The following is a 20,917-nucleotide window of genomic DNA, read 5'->3' as shown; positions in this document are numbered from 1 at the left end:
CCCCCTTGCGGGGGAGATGGCCGGCAGGCCAGAGGTGGGTGCCTGGGTGCCGACCTCTCACGGCTCAGCCAGCACAATGTTCTCCACGCCGCCGACATAGTAGAACGGCTTCTGCTTGGACGCGGTCAGCCGCAGCACTTCGCGCGAAATATAGTCGGCGAGGCCGAACAGCGTCACGCCGCCGTCGGAGGTCTTGGCCCGGCCGCGCAGGCCTTCGAGGATCGAATAGGTGAAGACGCCATGGCCGAGCTCGGGCAGTTCGGCGGCGGTGTTGTTGGCAGCGGTGGCCGAGAAGACGACGATGCGTGCGTCCTGCGCGTCTTTTTCCAGGCGCGGGTTGAAGGCGTTGGCGGCGTGGCAGGTGTCGAGCAGCATGAAGCGCATGCCCTTGGCCCGCTCAACCGATTTCTGGATGTCGCCCCAGTCGACCAGCGAGGAGCGCTTCCAGCGGTCGGCATCCTGTTTGCGGCCGTCCGTGGGGATGAAATAATAATCTTCGTCGATGTTGATGCCGTGACCGGCGACGAAAATGATGGTGGTGTCGTTCTCGCCGGGTCTGTCGAGAAAGTCGGCGAGCTGGTCGTCGATCGTGTCGGAATCCGGTTCCAGGATGGTGTCGGCGCTGGCGACCTTGAACACGTCCTTGCCGGAATCGGGCGCCTCATCCAGCGCTTCGCGGTTGACCAGAACCAGCGTCTCCATCGCCGAAAACAAGGGCGCGGATTTCTGCGAGATCACCTTGAGGAATTCGGTGGCGTCATCGACGGGATAGCGCAGATCGCAGGCGTGGCCGGCGCATGCATCGGTGAGGAAAGGATATTTGTCGACGCCGATCACGGCGACGTAGAGCTTGCCCTTGTTGGCGGGCTTTTCGGTTTTCCTGCCAAGTGCTGTGACAGTGCGCTCGGTCAGATAGCCGAACTCGTTGGTGCCGGTGATGCGAATGGTATTTTCGCCATTCTCGACCGGCACTTCGACGATGGTGCTCTTGCCGCCATCGGCCGAGCGCGCCGTGACATTGCCGACATTGCGGCTGTTCGACAGGATCGAAAATCCGGCGACATCGGCGCCGGCTTCCTGCGCGCCCGAAATCTCGACGGCGACATAGCCCTCGCGGACGTTGCTCTGGTCGGCGGCAAGCTTGATGCCGAATTCCGGCGGTTTGCGCTCGAGCAGCTTTTCCAGCTGGCGGTCGACGCCGGGGCGCATTTCCTGGACCGCCTGTTCGGCGCTGCGCAGGATGATGGCCCGGCGCACCATTTCCGGGCTCCAGAGATATTTCTTCAGCTGGCCGGCGCTGATGAAACGCCCTTCGTGGTCCCGGCCCTGATTGACGTGCCAGCCGATCAACTTGTCGCCATCGGCGGAGGAATAATAGTAGCCCTGCGGCATCCAGGCGATCCATTCGGAGCCGGCGAAGAACATCGACACGATCAGTTTGTGTGTCTTCAAATTCCACAGCCGCACGGTCTGGTCGGCGCTGCCGGTGACCAACACCCCTTCCTTCTCGGCGGCAACCATGGCGTTGATCTCGCCGGTGTGGCCGGTGAATTCACCCGATACCTCGGCGGTCGCGGTTTTGTATTCCAACAGCGTGCCGTCGCTGCCGCCGGTGATCAGGCCAAGCCCATTGCCGATCAGCGTGTAAGCCGAATGGACGAAGCCATTGGTGGCGGAATTCTCGATGCTGTGCATCACCTTTCCGCCGCTCGCGATTTCGAGCACGGCATTCTCCAGGCCGTCCTTGCCGCCGGGGGCAGCACGGAGCGACCACTCACCCTCTGCGAGTGCCGCGCGGGCATAGGCGCCCTGTTCCGCAAACGCCACCGGGTCCTCGAAGAACCGCTCGGCCGTCGGTAGCGCCAGCACCTTGTCCAGCGTGCCCTGCAGCTCGGGACAGGACACGCGTTCAGGGCAGGGGTTGGTGTTGCCCCAAGCGATGGAGCTGCTCGCCGCATCGATCCCGATCGCCGTCACCGGTTCGCCGACCCCTTGCAGCAGCGCCTTGCGCTCGCCGGTCATGGGGTTCCAGACCTGGATGGCGTTGCGGGTGCCGCCGGCTGTCGCCACCAGCGAGCCGTCGGCATTGCCGGCGCCAGCAAAGACCGTGCCGTCATGGCCGTTATAGTCGAGCAGTTGCTCGCCGCTGTCGGTATTCCAGACCGCCGAGCGATGCTTGTCGGCGCAGCGATAGCTGCATGACGCCACAAGCCGCGAACCCGTGGCGAAGCTCAGAGCGCCGATCTGGAAATCCTGCTTCGGCATGGCGCGGACGAATTTGCCGTCGCTGGCCCGCCAGAGCTGGACGTCACCGTCCTTGCTGCCAGTGGCAAACAGGCTGCCATCCAATGACACGGCGAGTGCGGCGACGCCGACATCGCGCAGCGGTTCGGCCTCGGCCGGCAAGGCGATTTCCTCAGCCTTGGCCACATCCCAGAGCCTTATGCCGTTGTCGGTGGTCGTCGCCACCAGCCGGGTTCCCGCAGCGGCGAAGGCGAGCTTTTCCACACGCCAGGAATCGGCATCGAGTTTTTCCGCCAGCGTCCAGCCCGACGCGGATTTGTCGTCCGCCCGCCAGAGGTAGACGAAACCATCGCCACCGCCGGCGGCGAGCGTGTTTCCGTCGGGTGAAAAGGCGACATCATAGATGGCATAGTCGGCGGCCTTGAGCACGGTTTTGATCTTGCCGGTGGTGAAATCGAACAGCCTGACATCGCCATAAGGGGGCTCGTCGCCGATGCCGGCGCCGAAATAACCGCCGGCGGCGATCGTCTTGCCATCCGGCGACACGGCAATCGCAAAGACCTTGCCGTCATTGCCATTGCCAAGATAGCCGCGAATGGTGCGGAGCGTCACCCCGCTCTGCCAGTCCCAGATGCGGATGGTCTTGTCATCGGACGCCGAGACCAGTCCCTCGCCGTCCGGCGTGAAGGCAAGATCGGTGACCCTGGCGCTGTGGCCGCCGGTGTTGAGATCGAGATGGAAATCGAGGTCCTCGGCACCGGCGGTTGACGTTAACGCCAGAAGACCGACCAGGATTAGCCACCGGATAGCACGCAAGGGATGGGAGCTGCCCGGCACCTTGTTGCGCCGCTATTTGGAGTCGGCGGGCGGCGGCGACCCGTGACGCACATAATTCTCGATCGACTGGGCATAATTGGCGGAACCGGCCTTGCGTTCTTTTTCGATGTAGCCGGCAAAATAGCTCCAGAACGACACCGCGTAGTCGCGGAAATAGGCATCGGCGACATCGCGCGAACAGAGCTTGCCCTCGACGCAGATGGAGAGACGATTGAGGAAATAGACGATGCGATCAAAATTGTCGTTGAAATCGGCGATCGGCATGGTGCCGCCGCCGGCAGTCATCGCCTCAATGCCAATGCGTTGCCGGAAGACCTGTTCCTCGGTCGGCGACGGCGTGGCGCTGAGCAGATTGTCGTATTTGGCGTTGAGCGACGAGAGGCGCTCCTTGAGCGCGCGCTGCGCCTGCTGAAAATCCTTGCTTTCCCAAAGCTCGACCAGCGACATCGTCTGCTCGACGCGCTTCTGTTCCTGGTTTGCGAGAAACTGGAAGACCGAGAAGGCCAGGGTGAAGATGATCGCCAGGCGCACGGCGAGACCCGACCAGGCATAGATCAGCATGCGCCAGTCGCGGTCGGTGAAGGGGTTGGCTTCCTTCTTGATCTCGTGACTGCTCGGCCACGGAAAGCCTTCGGTGGTTTCGGGCAAGGTCGCCGGCTTCTTGGCCGGCGGAGGCGCCGATGCGGCCGGCGATTTCTGCGTTGCAGTGCCCCCCGGCTTTTTCATCCGCAGCTGTCCAGTTGGATGGTGGCGGTGGGATCGAGCACGATGCCGGGTGTCTCTAGCTTCTTTTTCAGGCAATCGAGCTGCGTGCGCGAAATCATGAACTGCACGTCCGGTTCGGCAGCCGCCTTGCTGGGTGACGGCAAGGGCTCGACCACGCCGCGCGAGGCGCAGCTGGAGAGATCGACGACAACGGCCGTGTTGCCGGTCTTGGCGATCTGGTCGTACTGGTCGAGAAAGCAGGTGGCGAGCTCGGAATTGGTGACGATCTGCTTGGCGCACAGGCCGCAATTCTCGTCCGCCGAGGCGCTGGCAACCAGCAACAGGCTGCCGGCAAGGCCGACCGTCGCTGCACGCCAGGAGAGCACGGGGATAGTCACTGATGTCCTCATCTGTTGCATCCAGCCGCGGCGCATAGAAGTGTCGCGAGCCGGGAATGTTCATATATCACGCCGGCAAGAGCCGGCGAAGCGATGTCAGGTCAGGCGCGGGGCACCGTCTCCATCGGGAAGATCATCACCGCGCCTTTGGGACCGCTCTTGTCGGCAAGCCGCATCACGGAGCGCGTTGCCGGCGCCATGCCGATGTCGGCCAGCATGTCGGAAAAACCAGGCGTTCCCGATGCGGCACGCGTCACGGCGCGCACGCCTTCCTGGGCAAGAAAGCTCAGATCCTCTTTCTCGCTTTGCGGCGGCGCCTCGGTCAGCACGGCAATCATGCGCTCCATGCCGAAGCTGGTGTCGGTGAAGGCGAGCAGCCCTTCCTTCAGACCCTGATCGGCCTGCTGATTGATCGGGGCCAGCCGCTCGGCGACGATGTGGGTGATCGAATAGTCGCTGCCGATATACAGCACGTTGATGTCGACGAACTCGTCGGACTCGTTCTTGGCCGCAATGTGTACCTGATCGCCCGGCGAAACGCGCGGCACCTTTGACGATTCGATCGACTCCAGCGCATCGCTGCCCTGGCGCTTGATCAGGAACTGGACGCTGACCTCGTCCGGCCGGTAGTCGGACGCCGCGGCGAGCCGCGACAGGCCGGTGGCGCGGAAGATCGTGGTCAGGGTCTTGGCTGTGTTTTCCGCAAGCTCGTCGCGGCCATCCTGATGGATGACGATGCGTGGCGGCTTGCTGCCGTCGTTCAGGCTGATGTCGCCGGACGCCGGCAGGAACCACAGCGCCGGTTCGTCGCTGGCGTTGGCGGCAGCGCCGTCCATGGATTTTTCGCGCAGCACCGCAAGCCGCAGATCGGCGCTCTTGCCGGGCTCGACCAGCGCGATGTGGAAGCCGGACTTCGGCTTCGCCACCAATTCGTCCAGAACCGAATTGACCAGCTCGGTTTCCTTTTCGAGCCCTGCGGTCGGCGCCGGCTTTGCCACCAGCAGCTTGTAGTCGACCGCGAGTTCGGCAACGCGCGCATAGGCGCCGGCGGGCACCGCCGTCGGCGCAAGCGCCGGCTTGCCGTCGAATTCGACCGGTGCGAGCTGGCATTCGAGGTTTTTTGCCGATTTCACTTCGAGATAGCCGACGGCGTCGGAGAGCTTCGACAGCGCCGAAGGCAAAATGGCGAGCTTGCTGCCGGGGGTCAGACCCTGCAGCAGCCCGGCGCCGATCGCGACATCGCCGTCCTTGACGGCAATCGGCCATTGCATGACGGCGTCGGTCTTGTCGGTGCCGAACACGCGGGCGTCCAGTTCGCCCTCGAACAGGGGCGTCGGCCTTGTGCGGCCGTCGGCCGAATATTGCTGCAGCACGGCCTGGCCGAGCTGGCGATAGGTGACGTTGGGGTTCTCGGCCAATTTCGACAGGATGGTGAAGGTGAACAGGCCGAAGCGCGGCGCGTCGGGCGTGCCCTTGGGCAGCGGCATTTCCGGCGTCGTCTCGACCGTCTGCGCGGCATAGAAGGCGACCAGCTTGCCCCTGGCGATCGGCTCTGCGCCGGTCGGCGTCAGGTTGAAGGCCGGCTTGCGGCCGCCATTCTCGTCGAAACCGCGCGATGCGCTTGCCGAGATGTCGTCATAGGCCTTCACCGCGGCTGCTCTCGCCGCGTCGTCGCCGCCGACGAGGTCGGCGAACTCGACCTTGCGCTCCAGTTCGTCATCGACTTCCGCGGCGCGCGTCGCGGTGCCGGAATGGCAGCAGTCGAACACCACCCAGACAAAGGCGCCCTTGTCGCGGATGGCGTCGAGTGCGGCGCCGACCTCGTTGTCGACCAGCGCGTTCGGCACGCCCTCTTCGCGGTTGATCCATTTGTCGATATCGGACGGCAGGAAAATCTCGTCGAGGCCGTCGGTCTCGTCACCGGCCTTGGCTTGCGGCTGCTGGGCGCCGTGGCCCGACAGATGCAGATAGACGAAATCGTCGCGTTGCACCTTGCCGGCGAGGTCGGCAAGGGCGGCCTTGATCGCCGCATGCGTCGGCGGGCCGTTGGCGCCTTCGACGTCCTTGGCGAGCAGGATCACATTCTCGGCCGAGAACTTCACCGGATCGGGCGTGTTCTTCAGGAGATAGTCGCGCACCAGGCCGGCATCGTTCTTCGGCCCGATCAGCCAGTTCTTCTGCGGCAGGTTCGGATAGTCGGTGCAGGCAACCAGCAGCGCGTGATAGGTGCGCGAGGCGGCGAGAGCGCGGAACGAAACCGTACCGGCAGCCACAAGCGCCGACGTGCCGACGAGCAGCGTCCGTCGTGTCAGTTTGATCATAATTGCTTCCCCAAGCCCGATCGAATTTGCAAGTGCGGCACCTTTCGTCGCGAATTTTGTCAGTATTTTGAATGTGGTCGGTGCCGTCAATCGGCGGTGGTGGTCATGGTGTCGATGGCGATAACGGAAACAGTGGCAAAAAGCCTGCTTCGTCGCTATCTCAAGGGAATTGAGACCGTCGCATGGCAGAAATGATTTGCGAGCGGCGCTGGATCAAACAGATAGAACATGATGTCGTCCGAGAACCGCTCCACACTTTTCGGCATTATGCTCTAAACGATCGGAAAACGGGATCATGGCGGCAAGGGATGTGCTGACGAAGAATCAGCTGAGCGTGCTCGAAAAGCTCGAGGCCGCCAGCGGACCGCTCAGCGCCTATACGCTTCTCGACCAGCTGCGCGAGCGCGGTTTCCGCGCGCCGCTACAGGTTTACCGGGCGCTCGACAGCCTGGTGAAGTCAGGCTTCGTGCACCGGTTGGAAAGCCTCAACTCCTTCGTCGCCTGCGCCGAACCGCACGACCATACGCATTCGATGACAGCCTTCGCTATCTGCGACACATGCGGGCAGGTGATGGAGATGTCCGACCATGACGTCGACCATCGGCTGGACGAATGGGTGCGCTCGACCGGGTTTGCTGCGAAGAAGGCGGTGATCGAGTTTCGAGGGACGTGTGCCAAGTGCCTGGCTGAGGCTGCCTAACGTTTCGACGCTGGCGGGACAGCACCCCCCTCTGTCCTGCCGGACATCTCCCCCGCAAGGGGGGAGATTGGCAGTTCAAGCGCTGCGCCCATTGCAGCAACGTCGGAGATTGGCGAAACCGGAAGTGGCGGCTGATCTCCCCCCTTGCGGGGGAGATGCCCGGCAGGGCAGAGGGGGGTGTGAAGGATCGCGGCGTATCCGGCGCTAATGCGCCTCGTCCCAGTTGTTCGCCGCCCGCGCATCGACATGCAGCGGCACCGACATCGAGATGGCCGGCATCGGCGCGTTCTCCATCACCCTGCGCACCACGGGGATCGTCGCCTCGACTTCCGCTTCAACCGTCTCGAAGATCAATTCGTCATGCACCTGCAAGAGCATGCGGGCGGACAGGCCGGCCTTTTCCAGCGCCTCGTCCATATGCACCATGGCGCGGCGGATGATATCGGCAGCGGTGCCTTGCAGCCTGGCGTTGATCGAGGCGCGCTCGTTGAAGGCACGGATCGACGGGTTTGACGACCGGATCTCAGGATAGTGGATGCGGCGGCCGAAGATGGTTTCGACGAAGCCATGCTCGCGGGCATAGGCTTTTGTTGCCTCGATATAGTCGCGGATGCCGGGGAAACGCTCGAAGTATTTCTTGATGTAGGCGCCGGCCTCCTCGCGCGGGATCGACAGCTGGTTAGCCAGCCCAAAGGCCGAGATGCCGTAGATGATGCCGAAATTGATTGCCTTGGCGCGGCGGCGCACTTCGGAAGGCATGCCTTCGACCGGCACGTTGAACATTTCCGAGGCGGTGATGGCGTGGATGTCGGCGCCATCGGCGAAGGCCTGCTTCAACTGCGGGATCTCGGCGACGTGGGCAAGCACGCGCAGTTCGATCTGGCTGTAGTCGGCCGAGACCAGTTTCTGGCCCTTGTCGGCGATGAAGGCCGTCCTGATCTTGCGTCCCTCCGCGGTGCGCACCGGGATGTTCTGCAGATTGGGATCGGAGGAGGACAGCCGGCCCGTCGTCGTTGCGGCCAGCGCATACGATGTGTGCACGCGCCTGGTGTCGGGATGGATGAAGCCGGGCAGCGCGTCGGTGTAGGTCGATTTCAGCTTGGTCAGCTGACGCCAGTCGACGATCTTGCGCGGCAGTTCGTGGCCTTCGGCGGCGAGGTCTTCCAGAAGCTGCGCGGAGGTCGACCATTGCCCGGTCTTGGTCTTGGAGCCGCCGGGCAGGCCCATGCGGCCGAACAGGATGTCGCCGAGTTGCTTTGGCGACCCGATGTTGATGCGCTCGCCGACAAGGCCGTAGATCTCCTCCTCCAGCCGTGCAGCGCCTTGTGCCAGCTCGCCGGAGAGCCGCGACAGGATCTGGCGGTCGACCGAGATGCCACGCTGTTCCATCCGGGCCAACACCGGCACCAGCGGCCGCTCCAGCCGCTCATAGACCGAGACGAGGCCCTTGGCGGCAAGCCGCGGCTTCAGCACCTGCCACAGCCGCAGCGCCACGTCGGCATGGCCGGCGGCGTAGGTGGTCGCCCGGTCGATGTCGACCTGGTCGAAGCCGACCGAGCTTCTGCCGGAACCGGCGAGATCCTTGAGCGGCGTCGTGGCATGGCCGAGCCATTTGTCGGCAAGCGAGGACAAAGTGTGGTGGCCGGTGCCGGCGTCGAGCACATAGGAAATCAACATCGTGTCGTCGAAGGGTGCGATATCGATGCCGTGGCGGCTCATGACGACGATGTCGTATTTGGCGTCCTGGGCGATCTTGAGCACCGATTTGTCTTCGAGCAAGGGCTTCAGCAGCGCCAGCGCCTCCCGGACCGGAATCTGGTTCTCCAGCGTGCCCCCGCCGAGCAGGTCGCCGGCGCCGCTCTTGTGGGCGAGCGGCACATAGGCGGCGCGGCTGGGGCCGATCGCCAGAGAGAAACCGATGAGGTCGGCCAGCATCGGATCGGAAGACGTGGTTTCGGTGTCGAAGGCGACGATGCCGGTCTCCTTGGCCTGGGCCAGCCAGGTCTTGAGCGTCGCCGTGTCGCGGATGGCGACATAGGCGGCGGGATCGATTTTGGCCGCAGCGGCCGTTTCCAGGCGAAGTGCGGCAAGCAGCGAAGGGGCGTCGCCGGCCCTGGCGGTTTCGGTTTTGGCTTCATCCTGTGTTGCCGCAGGCGCCGGTGTGCCGGAGCCGACATCGGGGCCATGCGCATTGTCGGCGCGCTCGACGGTGACGGCGACAGCCTGCACATCGCCGGCTTCGGTGCTGGTCGCCTCGGCCACACGGCGGGTCAGCGAGGTGAATTCCATGGTTTTGAGAAAGCCGATCAGCTTCGGCCCATCCGGCGCATGCAGCACGAAATCGTCGAGCCCGTCGGTCACCGGCACGTCGTTCTTCAGCGTCACCAGTTGGCGCGATATGCGCGCCTTGTCGGCATTGGCGATGATGGATTCGCGCCTCTTGTCCTGCTTGATCTCGCTGGCCCGGGCGAGCAACCCGTCAAGGTCGCCGAACTGTTCCAGAAGCTGCGCCGCCGTTTTCGGCCCGATGCCGGGTACGCCCGGCACATTGTCGACGGAGTCGCCGGTCAGCGCCTGCAGGTCGATCATCTTTTCCGGCGGCACGCCCCATTTCTCGATGACTTCGGGGATGCCGATCTGGCGGTCCTTCATCGGGTCGTACATGCCGACCGTGGGTCCGACCAGCTGCATCAGATCCTTGTCGGAGGAGATGATGGTGGTGTCGCCGCCGGCCTCGCACGCCAGCCTGGCATAAGTGGCGATGAGGTCGTCGGCCTCGTAGCCTTCGATCTCGATGCAAGGCAGGTTGAAGGCCACGGTTGCCTGGCGGATCAGACCGAATTGCGGGATCAGGTCTTCTTGCGGTGCGTTGCGGTTGGCCTTGTATTCCGGGTAGAGATCATTGCGGAAGGTTTTCGACGAATAATCGAAAATGACCGCTAAATGCGTCGGTACAATTCCTACATCGGTGTTGCGGGCATCCTGCATCAGCTTCCACAGCATGTTGCAGAAGCCGGACACGGCGCCCACCGGCAGCCCGTCGGATTTGCGGGTCAGCGGCGGCAGCGCATGATAGGCGCGAAAGATGTAGCCGGAGCCGTCGATAAGGAAGAGATGGTCGCCTTTTTTCATGCCGGCAGGGATAGCGCGGCAGGACGGCGCGGTCCATGGCAAAGGCGGGCTTCCAACAGGTGTTGCGGCGACATGCTGACAGAGCCTGCCTGCCAATAGGCCCTGCTGCTGTTTGCCTCGGCGCTCACGGCTATGTTACAAAAGTGTAATTTTTGTGCCCTTGAAACGCCACGATCCGAGACACAAATAAAGGTCATCGGCAGTTTTCGCCGAGTCCGGAGCAAGGCCCGTCCCCCGCCTATCCCGGACAATTGCGGCAGCCTATCCCCCCTCTCCGGGCTGCCGCATCGTTTCGAGTAAAAGACCGCCGTGGTTCCCCTCCACCACGGCGGTTCTTTTTTGCCTTCTGACAAGTGTTTACGGTCCGTGGTCCAACGATCGCGGGCTTTTCGTTTTGATGCGCTGCCTTTACGGTCCCGGCACCGAAAAGAAAGGCCCGCAGTAATGTCCACCATTTCCTCCGTCCTAGACCGTCTCGACAAAAATCTCGACCATAGCCTGGAGCGCCTGTTCGGCCTGCTCCGCATTAAGTCGATCTCGACCGATTCAGACTATGCCGCCGACTGCCGCCAGGCCGCCGAATGGCTGGTGGCGGACCTCAAGCTGATCGGCTTCGACGCTTCCGTGCGCGACACGCCGGGACACCCGATGGTGGTTGCGCACCATGAAGGCCCCGCCGGCTCGCCGCATGTGCTGTTTTACGGCCATTACGACGTGCAGCCGGTCGATCCGATCGAGCTTTGGGAGAACGACCCGTTTGCGCCGGCGGTCAAGGAGATCGAGCCCGGTCACAAGGTAATCACCGGCCGTGGCTCGGCCGACGACAAGGGGCAGCTGATGACCTTCGTCGAGGCCTGCCGCGCCTGGAAGCAGGTGCATGGCAATCTGCCCTGCCGCATCACCATCCTGTTCGAGGGCGAGGAGGAGTCCGGTTCGCCGTCGCTGAAGCCGTTCCTCGAGGCCAATGCCGATGAGCTGAAGGCCGATTTCGCGCTGGTCTGCGACACCGGCATGTGGGACCGCGAGACGCCGTCGATCTGCGTTTCGCTGCGCGGAATGGTCGGCGAGGAGGTCACCGTCAAGGCCGCCGATCGCGACCTGCATTCGGGCCTCTATGGCGGCGCCGCCGCCAACCCGATCCGCATCCTGGCGAAAATCCTCGCCGACATCCATGACGAGAACGGCCACATCACCATTCCCGGCTTCTATGACGGGGTCGAGGAAACGCCGTCGCAGATCCTGAAATCATGGGAAACTCTCGGCGAGACCGCCGAAACCTTCCTCGGACCGATCGGCCTCTCGATCCCGTCGGGCGAAAAAGGCCGCTCGGTGATGGAACTGACCTGGGCGCGGCCGACGGCCGAGTTCAACGGCATCATCGGCGGCTACACCGGCAAGGGGTTCAAGACGGTGATCGCGGCGGAAGCGTCGTCGAAAATCTCCTTCCGCCTCGTCCACAAGCAGGACCCCGAGAAGATCCGCGCCGCGTTCCGGAAATTCGTCAAGGCGCGCATTCCCGGGGACTGTTCGGTCGAATTCCACCCGCATGGCGGCGGGCCGGCAATTCAGCTTTCCTACGACTCGCCATTCCTGGCCAAGGCCAAGACTGCGCTGTCGGATGAATGGCCGAAGCCAGCGGTGACGACGGGCAGCGGCGGCTCGATACCGGTGGTCGGCGACTTCCAGACCTATCTCGGCATGGAATCGCTGCTGGTCGGGTTCGGCCTCGACGACGACCGCATCCACTCGCCCAACGAGAAATACGAGCTGACCTCCTTCCACAAGGGCCAGCGCTCCTGGGCGCGCATTCTCGATGCGCTGACGCGCTGAGGAGGCTGGGAAGTTTTCTTGTTGATTTTTCAGCGGATCGCGGCGAGGACGAGTTACGCCGCGATCCGGAGACAACTATGCCCGACATCCGCTTCCACAAGAACGATCTGCCCGACCTCGCCCACTACAATGTCGACGCGGTGGCCATCGATACCGAGACGCTGGGCTTGAACCCGCACCGCGACCGGCTGTGCGTGGTGCAGATCTCTCCGGGCGATGGCTCCGCCGACGTGATCCAGATCGCGCCCGGCCAGAAGAAAGCGCCGAACCTCGTCAGCCTGCTCCGCAACCGCGGCATATCGAAACTGTTCCACTACGGCCGTTTCGACCTCGCCGTGCTCTACAACGCCTTCGGCGTCATGCCGGAGCCGGTGTTCTGCACCAAGATCGCCTCGCGGCTGACCCGCACTTATACCGACCGGCACGGCTTGAAGGACATCTGCTTCGAACTGCTTGGCGTCGGCCTGTCGAAGGCGCAGCAATCGTCGGACTGGGCGGCCGAGACCCTGTCGCCCGAACAGCTCGAATATGCCGCTTCCGACGTTCTCTATCTGCACCGTCTGCGCGAGGTGCTGGCTGGACGCCTGGCGCGGGACGGGCGCACCAAGGAAGCCGACGCCTGCTTCCGCTTCCTGCCGACGCGTGCCAAGCTCGATTTGATGGGTTGGGACGAAGAGGATATTTTTGCCCACAGCTGATGGCCTTCGGATAACTCTTCCGGCAGCCTTGCAACCAGACACGCGTCGTGGCGTTCTGTCGACTCAATGAGGGGGATGACGTGGCAGACCGCAAACCGATAGCGACCGCCCCGACGGATGGATCCAAGGTCACTGTCCTGTGGAAGGACGGCGCCGGCGTCGTCAGCGAATCCGTCGGGCAATATCGCGACGGCGCCTGGTGGGTCTACACCGACAGCGATACCCAGAAAAAGGTCGACCCGACCAGCTGGCGGCCAGTCTCCAGCGACGATGACGACGACCAATGAGCGTCGCTGGCGGGTGCAACTGCTTTCGCATAGCCTGAAGTCGTTGATATCGAGGCCGATTCGGGGCCTTCCGCTCCGTAGCCTCTCTTCCTGGAGGAACGCGTCATGGGCATCGAAAGCCTTCTCATCTTCATCATCATCGGCGCCATTGCCGGCTGGCTCGCCGGCCTCATCGTCTCGGGCTTCGGCTTCGGCCTCATCGGCAACATCATCGTCGGCATTATCGGCGCCCTGATCGCCGGCTGGCTATTTCCAAGGCTCGGCTTCGCTATCGGCGGCGGCATTCTGGCTGCCATCATCAACGCCACGATCGGCGCCGTCATCCTGCTGGTGCTGGTGAAGGTTCTGAAGCGAGCTTGACGCTCTAAGTTTTCATTCAACGCAATTCCTCAGGAGAAAGCCTGTGCTTTCCTGGAATTGCTGCCAAAGGAGCGCGCCGTGAAACAGAACACTCTCTATCTCCTTGTCGGCGCGCTCGTTGTCGTGGTCATCGCGCTCGGTGCATATGTCTATCACGAACAGACCAAGCCCAAGGGCGTCGAACTGAAGATCGACGACAAGGGCATTTCGATCCAGCAGAATTGAAATATTCGGGGTAGCCAGGGCCTCTGCCTTTTGCGGCAGACAGGCCGCGAGGATGCGCCTTTCGGACCCAGTTGGCGGCAGCGGATTTTAGAAATTCTTAAGGAATTTCAGAAGGGTGCATAAACCCTGCTTTAACGCGCCCTTAAACCGCCGCATCTACCCTCCAACCCGAGCGCCATTGACACCGGGAAGACAGCGCAACGCATGGCGAACCGCAGAGACAGTCGCATCGAACCCAGCTTCGAGGGATCGCCAAAGGCGAAATCCGCGGCCGGTTTTTCGGTGAACGAGGAGGATCGGGTCGTGCCGGCCAATCGCAAATCATCTTCGGCGCGCAAAACCTCCAAGGCAAAATCATCGTCACGCGGCAAGCGCGGCAAACCCCGGCGCGGGCTGTTCGGCGTGATGGCGCGCATGTTCTACTGGTGCTTCGTGCTCTGCATCTGGGGCGGCATCGCGGTGGCCGGCATTGTCGTCTATTACGGCGCCAAGATGCCGGCGGCCACCACCTGGTCGATCCCCGACCGCGCGCCCAACATCAAGATCGTCTCGGTCGACGGGCAACTGCTTGCCAACCGCGGCATGAGCGGCGGCGAGGCGGTCGGCCTGCACGAAATGTCGCCCTACATTCCGGAAGCCGTCATCGCCATCGAGGACCGCCGCTTCTATTCGCATTTCGGCATCGACCCGATCGGCCTGTCGCGCGCCATGGTGACCAATGTTCTGGGCCGGCGTTTCTCGCAGGGCGGCTCGACGCTGACCCAGCAACTGGCCAAGAACCTGTTCCTGAAGCCCGACCGCACGCTGGAGCGCAAGGTGCAGGAAGTGCTGCTGGCGCTGTGGCTGGAGCACAAGCATACCAAGGACCAGATCCTCGAAATGTACCTCAACCGGGTCTATTTCGGCTCCGGCGCCTATGGCGTCGAGGCGGCCTCGCGCCGCTATTTCGGCAAGAGCGCGCGCGATGTCACTCTGTCGGAGGCGGCCCTTCTCGCCGGCCTCTTGAAGGCGCCGTCGCGACTGTCGCCGGCGCGGGATCCGAAGGCGGCGGAGGAGCGTTCGCAGCTGGTGCTCGCCGCCATGCGCGACGAAGGCAAGATCAGCGCCAAGGAACTGGCCTCGGCGATGAGCGCGCCGGCAACGCGCGCGCCATCCTACTGGACCGGTTCGGAAAACTACGTCGCCGACACCATCATGGAAGAGCTGCCCGATTTGATCGGCGACGTGCGCAGCGACATCGTCGTCGACACCACCGTCGACCTCAACCTGCAGAAGCTCGCCGAAGAGTCGATCCGCCGGCTGATCGACGAGAGCGGCAAGAAGCTCAATGTCAGCCAAGGCGCGCTGGTCTCGATCGACAATTCCGGCGCCGTGCGCGCCATGGTCGGCGGCTACGACTATTCGACGAGCCAGTTCGACCGCGCCTCCGAAGCACGCCGTCAACCGGGCTCGGCGTTCAAGCCGTTCGTCTATATGGCCGCGCTGGAAGCTGGTCGCACGCCCGACAGCGTGCGCAACGACGCACCGATCAAGATCGGCAAGTGGACACCGGACAATTACGGCGGCAAATATTTCGGCAAGGTGACGCTGGCGACCGCGCTGGCGAAATCGCTGAATTCTGTCGCGGCACAGCTGACCATGGAGGTCGGCCCCGACGCGGTGGTCGAGGCGGCGCACCGCATGGGCATCCAATCCGATTTGATCGCCAACACCTCGATCGCGCTCGGCACTTCGGAAGTGACGCCGCTGGAGCTGACATCGGCCTATGTGCCGTTCGCCAATGGTGGCTACAAGCCCGACATCCATTTCATCCGCCGCATCACCACGACCGAAGGCAAGGTGCTCTATGACGACAATGGCGGCAGCGCGCCGCGCGTCGTCAAGCAGAACATTGTCGGCATGATGAACTCGATGATGACCGGCACGGTCGAGATCGGCACGGCGAAGAAGGCGGCCTTCGCCTGGCCGTCTGCTGGCAAGACCGGAACCAGCCAGAATTCGCGCGACGCCTGGTTCGTCGGCTACACCGCAAACCTCACCACCGGCGTGTGGTTCGGCAACGATGACGGCACGCCGATGAAGAAGGTCACCGGTGGCGCGCTGCCGGCACAGGCCTGGCACGAGTTCATGGTGGCCGCGCATGAAGGTGTGCCGGTCCGGCCGCTGCCCGGGACCTGGAAGTCGACGCCGCCCGACACCATCGTGCCCGACGATATTCCGTCAGTCGATAACAATCAGGCGGCGCCGTTGCCTGCCGTGGCCGTCAGCCGTTCGGAGCCTGCTGCCGCGCCGGCACCTGCTGCTGTACCCGCACAAGCGCCGGTCCGCCGTCCGGCCGAAACCGTCGATGCCGACGGCTTCGACATGCCGGGCGACGGCGGCACCACGGCCTCGATCAAGCACCCGGTACCGCCGGGCAGCGTCGGCGGCCCGGCCAAGAAGCGGAAAACCTCAATCCTGGATATTCTCGGCGGCGGCTGAGCGGCTCGTCATTCTGGCTTCAAACCAATGGCGAGCTGGCAATCCGTTCCTCATATGAGAGCTGCGGTGACAATTCGGCCTCTCGCCACCTCCGCCGCATTCGGCTACATCTCCGGCCGGAGTGACAGACATGGCTGAGACCGACACCAGAAAAACCATCGTGCTGACCGGAGCCAGCCGCGGCATCGGCCATGCCACGGTCAAGCGCTTTTCGCGTGAGGGCTGGCGGGTCATCACCTGTTCGCGCCAGGCTTTTGCCGAGGATTGCCCGTGGCCGGCCGGCCCAGAGGACCACATCAAGGTCGATCTCGCCGACCAGGAGGATGTCGGCATCGCCGTCTCGGAGATCCGTCACCGGCTGGAAGCGCATGGCGGGCAATTGCACGCGCTGGTCAACAATGCCGGCATTTCGCCGAAGCTCAAGGACGGCAACAGCCGCATGGATTCGATCGACACGCCGATGCATGTCTGGCGCGATGTGTTCCAGGTGAATTTCTTCGCGCCGATCATGCTCGCGCGGGGCCTCTTCAAGGAGCTTGCTGCAGCGAAAGGTTCGATCGTCAACGTCACCTCGATCGCCGGCACGCGCGTGCATCCTTTCGCCGGCACCGCCTATGCGACCTCGAAGGCGGCGCTCGGCTCGCTGACGCGCGAGATGGCGCATGATTTCGGCCCGCACGGCATCCGCGTCAATGCGATTGCGCCGGGCGAGATCGACACCGCGATCCTGTCGCCTGGCACCGACAAGATCGTCGAGACGATCCCACTCAGGCGCCTTGGCGCCACCTCGGAAGTCGCCGACATCATCTTCTTCCTGTGCTCGCAGCAGGCGTCCTATGTGACGGGCTCGGAAATCCACATCAATGGCGGCCAGCACGTCTGAGCACTGACAGACTGCTCATTCGGCGATGGTGAGAACAGCCTTGCCGCTGAAGCTGCGCTGTCGCAGGGCGTCCAGAGCCTGGGCGATGTCTGTCCACGGCACGGTCATGGACACACGGGTTTCCAGCCGGCCAGCCGCGACCAGAGCGAGCAGCGAGGCGATGTCCGCGCCAATTGCTGGACCGGATGTGTAGTAGGCGAAAGTCTGAAGCCTCGCTCCCTCATGGCCCGGAACGAACTGTCTGAAGCCAACCGGCGTGAGTTCGCCGCTGCTCGAACCGAACATGACGATGGTGCCGCCGGGGGCGACGCGTTCGATGGCATGGGCGAGGCTTTGGCCGCCGACCGACTCGGTGATCAGAGAGAATGGCCCTTCGGCCAGTTCGATCGACTCGGCGACTTCGTGAGCACCAAGACCGCGGAGATCCTCGGCGTGCCGGGCGGCGGCGATTGCAGTCACCGCGGCGCCTTGCTCGCGGGCGATCTGGATCTGGAAACGGCCGACCGCGCCGCTGGCGCCGGTGATCAACACCTGCTGTCCCGCGAGGTCGCCGCCATGGCGCAAGACCCTGAGCGCCGTCGTGCCCGCGACCGGAAGCGTGGCGGCGGACCCGAAGCTGACCTCGTCCGGGATGACGGCGAGACGGTCGGTCGGAACGGCCGCCCGTTCGGCCCAGCCGGCCTCGTCGACCAAAGCCACAACCCGGGCGCCGACGGCAGGCCCGGAGCCATCGGCTGCCGCCCGCTTGATCACTCCAACCACGTCCTGGCCAGGTATCCAGCCTTCCGGGCGTATGGTGAGCAGGCGCAGTTCACCGCGGTTCAACGAGGTAGCGTGGACTGAGACAAGCGCTTCGTTGGGGAGGGGCCGAGGGTCCTCGACCTCGGCGAGCGTCAGTCTGGTGGGGTTGTCGGGAGACATGACGAGCGCGCGCATGGGAAGCCCTCCTGATACTTTGTGACATGCCAGCCACGAACCGGAGCCTATCGACTTCCCGGATCAAAGAATTTAGCTATCATGGCGAATAGTCGCTAAAAGCCGTCAATCATGAGACAGCCTCTCCGCTACCCCTGGGTCAATTTCGACGTCGATGATGTGATCGCTCCTGCAATTGCGGTTCGCGTCGATGTCACCGAAACCAAAGCGGAAGTGGCGACCCATTGGCATCGGAAGGGCCAGCTCGTCTTCGCGCTCGGCGGTGGCGTCACCTGCCGCGTGCCCAGCGGTCTGTGGATGGTGCCGCCGCATTGCGGGGTGTGGATTCCCGGTGGCATGGAACACAGCAATATCGCGACGGCCAATGCGCGGATTTTCTTCGTCTATATCGAGCCGGGAGCCGCCGATCTGCCGGACCGGTGCTGCACGCTGTCGATCTCGCCGCTGCTGCGCGAACTGATCGTTGAGCTGGCCGATCGCGTGGAGGAGGATGAGGCGAGGGACGTGCTGCTGACCACGATCCTGCTCTCCGAACTGCCGCGCATGCCGGTCCAGCAGCTGCATCTGCCGATCTCCGCCGAGCCGCACTTGCGGCGGATCGCCGAAGCGTTGGCGCAAGACCCTGCCGATCGCAGCACGCTTGCCGAGTGGGCCAACCGCGTCGCGCTCTCAGAAAGCAGTCTCGCCCGTCTTGTGGTGAAGGAGACCGGACTGAGCTTCGGCCGCTGGCGCCAGCAATTGCACCTGATCGTCGCCATAAGGGAGCTGGCCTCCGGTGCGAGTGTCCAGCAGGTTTCGGGCGATCTCGGCTACGCCTCCGTCACCGCCTTCATCACCATGTTCAAGAAAGCGCTCGGCAAGCCGCCGGCAAAGTATCTCGCCAGCGTCGCGCACAATGGCGGCTCCGCCTTCGTTGGATGATCGATGCGCCTGTGGCAAGCCTCAGGCCGGGGAGGGCTCAATGGCTTCGGGGCGCGGCATCCGCTTTTTCTCCAGCACTTCTTGCACGATGCCGCGGGCGATCTCGCGTTCGCCCATGATGACGGTGTCGGCGCCGAGGCCTTTGAGATGCTCGACCTCGGCATCGGAATGGGCCCTCGCTATGACGTTGATGCCGGGATTCGCGGCGCGTGCCCTGAGCACGATCTGCCCGGCCTCGAACGCGTTGGGGATGGCAAGGATCAAGCGTTTGGCCCCCTGCGGATTGGCGGCGGCAAACACGCCCCCATTGGCCGCATTGCCGGAGACGATTTCGACGCCGTCGTCTCTGAGCCTCGCCAGCGTCTTGTCGGCGTCCTCGATGACCAGGAACGGTAGCGATGCTTGTTTCAGCGCGGCACCGACCAGGCTGCCGACGCGGCCGTAGCCGATCAGGATGGTGTGGCCCGAAAGCGTTGTGCGTGGCGGTGGGCCATTCTCTTTTGCCGCGGCGGCCACCGAGGCCACTTGTCCGGGCTGCGTCGCCGGGCCGACCGGCTTGGCCTCTTCCGGTGGTGCTGCCTTGGCGGCGCGCGCGTCCAGCCACGGCTTCATCCAGTCGAGGGCAAGGAACATCAGCGGATTGACCAGGATCGACAGGATGGCGCCGGCAAGAATCAGGTCGCGTCCCTGTTGCGGCAACAGTTTCAGCCCGACGCCGAGCTCGGCCAGGATGAAGGAAAACTCCCCGATCTGCGCGAGGCTGGCCGAGATCATCAAGGCGGTTCCCAGCGGATAGCGGAAGGCGATGACGATGACGAAGGCGGCCAGCGACTTGCCGATGACGATGATGGCCAGCGTCGCCAGGATCGGCCAGCCATTGCTCATCAGGCTGAACGGATCGAACAGCATGCCGACCGAGACGAAGAACAGCACCGAGAAGGCGTCGCGCAGCGGCAGTGATTCCTCCGCCGCGCGGTGGCTGAGCTCGGATTCGCTCATGATCATGCCGGCGAAGAAGGCACCGAGCGCCAGCGAGACGCCGAACAGTTTGGCGGCGCCGAAGGCGACGCCGAGCGCGATCGCCAGCACCGCCAGCCGGAACAGTTCGCGCGAGCCGGTATGGGCGACGTAATGCAGGATCCACGGAATGACGCGGCGGCCAACCACCAGCATGACGATGACGAAGGCGACGACCTTGGCCAGCGTGAGGCCGACGACGCCCCAGATGCCGAAGCTGGCCGGCAGCGACAAAAGGCTCGCATGGTCATCGACCTGCGGCTGGCCGCCGAGCACGCCGGCCAACGCCGGCAAAAGCACCAGCGCCAGCACCATGGCGAGGTCCTCGACGATCAGCCAGCCGACGGCGATGCGGCCGCGCTCGGTCTCGATCAGCCGTCGCTCCTGCAACGCGCGCAACAGCACCACTGTGGACGCGACGGAAAGCGCCAGGCCGAAGACGAGGCCTGCGCCCATCGACCAGCCGAGCATCCAGGCAAGGCCGGCGCCCAGCGCGGTGGCAAAGCCGATCTGGACGATGGCGCCGGGTACGGCGATGGCGCGGACGGAGAGAAGATCCTTCAGCGAGAAATGCAGGCCGACGCCGAACATAAGCAGGATGACGCCGATTTCGGCCAGCTCATTGGCAAGACCGGCATCGGCGACGAAACCCGGCGTGTTCGGTCCAACCAGCACGCCGGCGACGAGATAGCCGACCAGCGGCGGGATGCGAAAACGGTTGGCGAGCGCCCCGAAGATGAATGCCAGCCCCAGACCGGCGACGATGGTGGCGATAAGGGGCGTGTCATGCGGCATTGTCTATGGAGCGCCTTTCGGGAAATGTCGGGTGTGCGCCGCCCGCAGCCGCCGCCTTTGCAATATGGTGGAGGGGGTGCGGGCGACGCAACCCGCGAGACGTAAATTGGTGGCCAGAGGCGCCGAAAAACGAAAGGCGCGCGCAGC

16 protein-coding genes are annotated in these 20,917 nt (G+C 63.8%); 9 read left to right on the top strand and 7 right to left on the bottom strand.

Going from position 1 to position 20,917, the window contains the following annotated elements; all coding sequences use genetic code 11:
- Positions 1 to 57 precede the first annotated feature (57 nt).
- The 4 genes from NKI10_RS12840 to NKI10_RS12825 all read right to left on the bottom strand — a co-directional run bounded on the left by NKI10_RS12840 (position 58) and on the right by NKI10_RS12825 (position 6,505).
- Positions 58 to 3,081 (bottom strand): caspase family protein, encoded by a 3,024-nt coding sequence (locus tag NKI10_RS12840; protein WP_031245289.1) that lies wholly within the window; start codon positions 3,079 to 3,081, stop codon positions 58 to 60.
- 12 nt (positions 3,082 to 3,093) lie between these two features.
- Positions 3,094 to 3,807, bottom strand: coding sequence for a DUF4760 domain-containing protein (locus NKI10_RS12835; RefSeq protein ID WP_352860246.1), 714 nt, complete (start codon positions 3,805 to 3,807; stop codon positions 3,094 to 3,096).
- Positions 3,804 to 4,196, bottom strand: coding sequence for a hypothetical protein (locus tag NKI10_RS12830; RefSeq protein WP_031202409.1), 393 nt, complete (start codon positions 4,194 to 4,196; stop codon positions 3,804 to 3,806). Before NKI10_RS12830 ends, NKI10_RS12835 begins: the two co-directional genes overlap by 4 nt.
- A gap of 89 nt (positions 4,197 to 4,285) precedes the next feature.
- On the bottom strand, positions 4,286 to 6,505 hold the full coding sequence (locus NKI10_RS12825) for a caspase family protein (RefSeq protein ID WP_352860244.1): 2,220 nt from the start codon (positions 6,503 to 6,505) through the stop codon (positions 4,286 to 4,288).
- A 295-nt stretch (positions 6,506 to 6,800) separates the two neighbouring features.
- On the opposite strand from NKI10_RS12825, the gene NKI10_RS12820 reads away from it, so the two are divergent.
- Entirely contained in the window at positions 6,801 to 7,205 is a 405-nt protein-coding gene (locus NKI10_RS12820; protein ID WP_023669789.1) for a Fur family transcriptional regulator, read from the top strand.
- A gap of 204 nt (positions 7,206 to 7,409) precedes the next feature.
- On the opposite strand, the gene polA is transcribed toward NKI10_RS12820, so the two are convergent.
- On the bottom strand, positions 7,410 to 10,337 hold the full coding sequence (gene polA / locus NKI10_RS12815; protein WP_352860327.1) for a DNA polymerase I: 2,928 nt from the start codon (positions 10,335 to 10,337) through the stop codon (positions 7,410 to 7,412).
- Positions 10,338 to 10,781: 444 nt separating this feature from the next.
- On the opposite strand from polA, the gene NKI10_RS12810 reads away from it, so the two are divergent.
- The 7 genes from NKI10_RS12810 to NKI10_RS12780 all read left to right on the top strand — a co-directional run bounded on the left by NKI10_RS12810 (position 10,782) and on the right by NKI10_RS12780 (position 17,101).
- Entirely contained in the window at positions 10,782 to 12,167 is a 1,386-nt protein-coding gene (locus tag NKI10_RS12810; RefSeq protein ID WP_352860242.1) for a M20/M25/M40 family metallo-hydrolase, read from the top strand.
- A 77-nt stretch (positions 12,168 to 12,244) separates the two neighbouring features.
- Entirely contained in the window at positions 12,245 to 12,865 is a 621-nt protein-coding gene (locus tag NKI10_RS12805; protein ID WP_023698188.1) for a ribonuclease D, read from the top strand.
- A gap of 80 nt (positions 12,866 to 12,945) precedes the next feature.
- Positions 12,946 to 13,152, top strand: a complete 207-nt coding sequence (locus NKI10_RS12800; protein WP_023683046.1) for a hypothetical protein — start codon at positions 12,946 to 12,948, stop codon at positions 13,150 to 13,152.
- A gap of 105 nt (positions 13,153 to 13,257) precedes the next feature.
- Positions 13,258 to 13,512: a GlsB/YeaQ/YmgE family stress response membrane protein gene (locus tag NKI10_RS12795; protein WP_023704219.1), complete on the top strand. Its 255-nt coding sequence runs from the start codon at positions 13,258 to 13,260 to the stop codon at positions 13,510 to 13,512.
- 78 nt (positions 13,513 to 13,590) lie between these two features.
- Positions 13,591 to 13,737, top strand: coding sequence for a hypothetical protein (locus NKI10_RS12790; protein ID WP_023686592.1), 147 nt, complete (start codon positions 13,591 to 13,593; stop codon positions 13,735 to 13,737).
- A 204-nt stretch (positions 13,738 to 13,941) separates the two neighbouring features.
- Positions 13,942 to 16,218, top strand: a complete 2,277-nt coding sequence (locus NKI10_RS12785; RefSeq protein WP_352860240.1) for a transglycosylase domain-containing protein — start codon at positions 13,942 to 13,944, stop codon at positions 16,216 to 16,218.
- 130 nt (positions 16,219 to 16,348) lie between these two features.
- Entirely contained in the window at positions 16,349 to 17,101 is a 753-nt protein-coding gene (locus NKI10_RS12780; protein WP_023669777.1) for an SDR family NAD(P)-dependent oxidoreductase, read from the top strand.
- 15 nt (positions 17,102 to 17,116) lie between these two features.
- Here the strand turns inward: NKI10_RS12780 and NKI10_RS12775 are convergent, their stop codons facing one another.
- On the bottom strand, positions 17,117 to 18,037 hold the full coding sequence (locus NKI10_RS12775) for a zinc-binding dehydrogenase (protein ID WP_352860238.1): 921 nt from the start codon (positions 18,035 to 18,037) through the stop codon (positions 17,117 to 17,119).
- Between the two features lie 111 nt (positions 18,038 to 18,148).
- On the opposite strand from NKI10_RS12775, the gene NKI10_RS12770 reads away from it, so the two are divergent.
- Positions 18,149 to 18,958, top strand: a complete 810-nt coding sequence (locus NKI10_RS12770) for an AraC family transcriptional regulator (RefSeq protein ID WP_352860236.1) — start codon at positions 18,149 to 18,151, stop codon at positions 18,956 to 18,958.
- A gap of 21 nt (positions 18,959 to 18,979) precedes the next feature.
- Here the strand turns inward: NKI10_RS12770 and NKI10_RS12765 are convergent, their stop codons facing one another.
- Positions 18,980 to 20,770: a cation:proton antiporter domain-containing protein gene (locus NKI10_RS12765; RefSeq protein ID WP_023700118.1), complete on the bottom strand. Its 1,791-nt coding sequence runs from the start codon at positions 20,768 to 20,770 to the stop codon at positions 18,980 to 18,982.
- Positions 20,771 to 20,917 lie beyond the last annotated feature (147 nt).

Source organism: Mesorhizobium sp. M0802, assembly GCF_040320115.1.
In the GTDB taxonomy this organism is placed as follows: Bacteria; Pseudomonadota; Alphaproteobacteria; order Rhizobiales; family Rhizobiaceae; genus Mesorhizobium.
Note: the sequence above shows the minus strand (reverse complement) of the source record. Positions and strands in the feature narration are given on the sequence as shown.

Excerpts from the sequence above, each read along its gene's own strand:
- NKI10_RS12795 (WP_023704219.1), top strand. The coding sequence starts at position 13,258 with ATGGGCATCGAAAGCCTTCTCATCTTCATCATCATCGGCGCCATTGCC.
- NKI10_RS12835 (WP_352860246.1), bottom strand. The coding sequence starts at position 3,807 with ATGAAAAAGCCGGGGGGCACTGCAACGCAGAAATCGCCGGCCGCATCG.
- NKI10_RS12770 (WP_352860236.1), top strand. The coding sequence starts at position 18,149 with ATGAGACAGCCTCTCCGCTACCCCTGGGTCAATTTCGACGTCGATGAT.
- NKI10_RS12825 (WP_352860244.1), bottom strand. The coding sequence starts at position 6,505 with ATGATCAAACTGACACGACGGACGCTGCTCGTCGGCACGTCGGCGCTT.
- NKI10_RS12830 (WP_031202409.1), bottom strand. The coding sequence starts at position 4,196 with ATGAGGACATCAGTGACTATCCCCGTGCTCTCCTGGCGTGCAGCGACG.
- NKI10_RS12765 (WP_023700118.1), bottom strand. The coding sequence starts at position 20,770 with ATGCCGCATGACACGCCCCTTATCGCCACCATCGTCGCCGGTCTGGGG.
- NKI10_RS12820 (WP_023669789.1), top strand. The coding sequence starts at position 6,801 with ATGGCGGCAAGGGATGTGCTGACGAAGAATCAGCTGAGCGTGCTCGAA.
- NKI10_RS12805 (WP_023698188.1), top strand. The coding sequence starts at position 12,245 with ATGCCCGACATCCGCTTCCACAAGAACGATCTGCCCGACCTCGCCCAC.
- NKI10_RS12785 (WP_352860240.1), top strand. The coding sequence starts at position 13,942 with ATGGCGAACCGCAGAGACAGTCGCATCGAACCCAGCTTCGAGGGATCG.
- polA (WP_352860327.1), bottom strand. The coding sequence starts at position 10,337 with ATGAAAAAAGGCGACCATCTCTTCCTTATCGACGGCTCCGGCTACATC.
- NKI10_RS12780 (WP_023669777.1), top strand. The coding sequence starts at position 16,349 with ATGGCTGAGACCGACACCAGAAAAACCATCGTGCTGACCGGAGCCAGC.
- NKI10_RS12775 (WP_352860238.1), bottom strand. The coding sequence starts at position 18,037 with ATGCGCGCGCTCGTCATGTCTCCCGACAACCCCACCAGACTGACGCTC.
- NKI10_RS12810 (WP_352860242.1), top strand. The coding sequence starts at position 10,782 with ATGTCCACCATTTCCTCCGTCCTAGACCGTCTCGACAAAAATCTCGAC.